The organism is Flavobacterium sp. (assembly GCF_049318325.1).
Classification (GTDB): Bacteria; Bacteroidota; Bacteroidia; order Flavobacteriales; family Flavobacteriaceae; genus Flavobacterium.
The window spans coordinates 1-1,932 of sequence record NZ_JBMOGQ010000214.1; the positions used below are offsets into that span (position 1 = coordinate 1).

3 protein-coding genes are annotated in these 1,932 nt (G+C 36.2%); all 3 read right to left on the reverse strand.

Annotated elements, in window-relative coordinates; translation table 11 throughout:
- On the reverse strand, positions 1-682 hold a 682-nt coding region (locus ACOYLP_RS11830; RefSeq protein ID WP_422856372.1), incomplete at its 3' end, for a magnesium transporter.
- Complete coding sequence (gene rsmA / locus ACOYLP_RS11835) at positions 672-1,448, reverse strand: 16S rRNA (adenine(1518)-N(6)/adenine(1519)-N(6))-dimethyltransferase RsmA (protein WP_422856373.1); 777 nt, start codon at positions 1,446-1,448, stop codon at positions 672-674. The genes ACOYLP_RS11830 and rsmA, both read right to left, overlap by 11 nt.
- Positions 1,449-1,520: 72 nt before the next feature.
- Entirely contained in the window at positions 1,521-1,832 is a 312-nt protein-coding gene (locus ACOYLP_RS11840; RefSeq protein WP_422856374.1) for a DUF4286 family protein, read from the reverse strand.
- Between the last annotated feature and the right edge of the window lie 100 nt (positions 1,833-1,932).

The window sequence follows — 1,932 nt, forward strand, 5'->3', positions numbered from 1 at the left end:
CATATTTTTGCATGATTCTAGCTACCTCAGTGTTTAGCGTGTCCACTTTTACAGAGTCTACTTTTTTGATATATACATCGCTGATTGGCGTTTTGGTAGAAGTCGTCAACAAATCTTTTAGAGACAATCTGCCTTTTAGTCGATTTTCATCATCAACCACATAAATAGAATGAACTCTTGTAACATGTTCTGCTTGGATTCGCATTTCTTTGACACAGGTAAGCACGTTCCAGTTTTCGTTGACTTTCACTAACTCTTTACCCATTAAACCACCGGCAGTATCTTCGTCGTAACGCAATAAATCGACAATGTCTTTGGCGTGTTCAACATCTTCTAACTCCGAAATTACCTGTTCCTTTTTGCTTTGCGAAAGTTCGGCGATAATGTCGGCAGCATCATCCGTGTCTAATTCATCTAATTCTTCAGCAATTTCTTTGGCAGAAAGACCATGAAGAATTTTCTCTCTAACATCGTCTTCTAGTTCTGGAAGAATTTCAGCGGTGATTTCGCTGTCCAGTATTTTGAAAATATAAGTCGCTTCGTCAATTTCTAATTCCTCGAAAATCTCTGCAATATCAGCATGGTGCATATCATTAAGCAACACTTCCAACTCCGAATCATTTTTGGAGTGAATGAGTTGTTCAATTTGTGCTAAAAGTTCTTTGCTGATTTTAAACTGCATTGGCTTCTATTTTTTGAGTAAGTTCTATGAACTGTTCAACGCTTAATTGTTCCGGACGAAGGTCAAAGATAGTATCTTCTTTTAAATTATCCGAAAGGTTAAATGATTTTAAGCTATTCCTCAAGGTTTTGCGGCGTTGTTGAAAACCAGTTTTTACTATCGAAAAGAATAATTTTTCATTGCAAGGCAGCGTAAAATTTTCTTTTCTGCGTAAGCGCAAAACACCCGAATTTACTTTTGGTGGTGGATTAAAAACATCGGGACTAACCGTAAACAGATATTCAGCTTCATAAAAAGCTTGAACTAAAACAGATAGAATTCCGTAGGTTTTAGAACCTTTTTTTTCGCAAATACGTTCGGCTACTTCTTTTTGAAACATGCCTGAAAACTCAGGTACTTGATGGCGCAATTCCAAACACTTAAACACAATTTGTGATGAAATATTATAGGGGAAATTACCAATTATGGCAAAAGGTTTACCTTCAAAAACTTCGTTGATGTTGTATTTTAAAAAATCTTTAGAAATGATTTTTCCGTGCAGTTTTGGATAATGTTCATTCAAATATTCAACCGACTCAGTATCTATTTCAATAACATAGGTTTCGGTTGGTTTGTCCAAAAGATATTTGGTTAACACACCCATTCCTGGACCAATTTCCAAAGTAATATCAAAGCCGTTAAAACTCAAGGTATCGGCTATATTTTTGGCAATTGATTCATCCGTTAGGAAGTGTTGCCCGAGATGTTTTTTGGCTCTTACGTCCATAGGGTTTGTTGTTTAGGGGTTTTAGTTTTTGGTTAGTAACTATAAACTACAAACCATAAACTATAAACATTTTTAATGTTCCGAAATCAACTCCAACTCCGTTCTAAAGGCCAGCATTTTGTCTCCAAATAATTGTAACCCTTCTTCGCGTAATCTTGGAGCATCTTCATCGTAGTAGCGTTGTAATGTTTCTTTACTGTCCGTTGTGTATTGTATAGAATAGGTTGTTCCGCCCATTTCTTCTTCTACCAAAACCTTTACCATTCGGGCAGCTGAAAACTTCCCGGTTGCTAACACATCGGCAATGTGTTTTTCTTGCATCCATTGCATCCATTGGTCGTGAACGCTTTCGTGTATGTTGATAGTTACGTTATATAAAATCATAAGATTGTTGATTGAAGATTAATGATTTTTGAATGAAGAGGTTTGTTTAAAGATTAGTATCTCCACGGAGTTTTCGGTACTTATTCCTCGAATCAACATA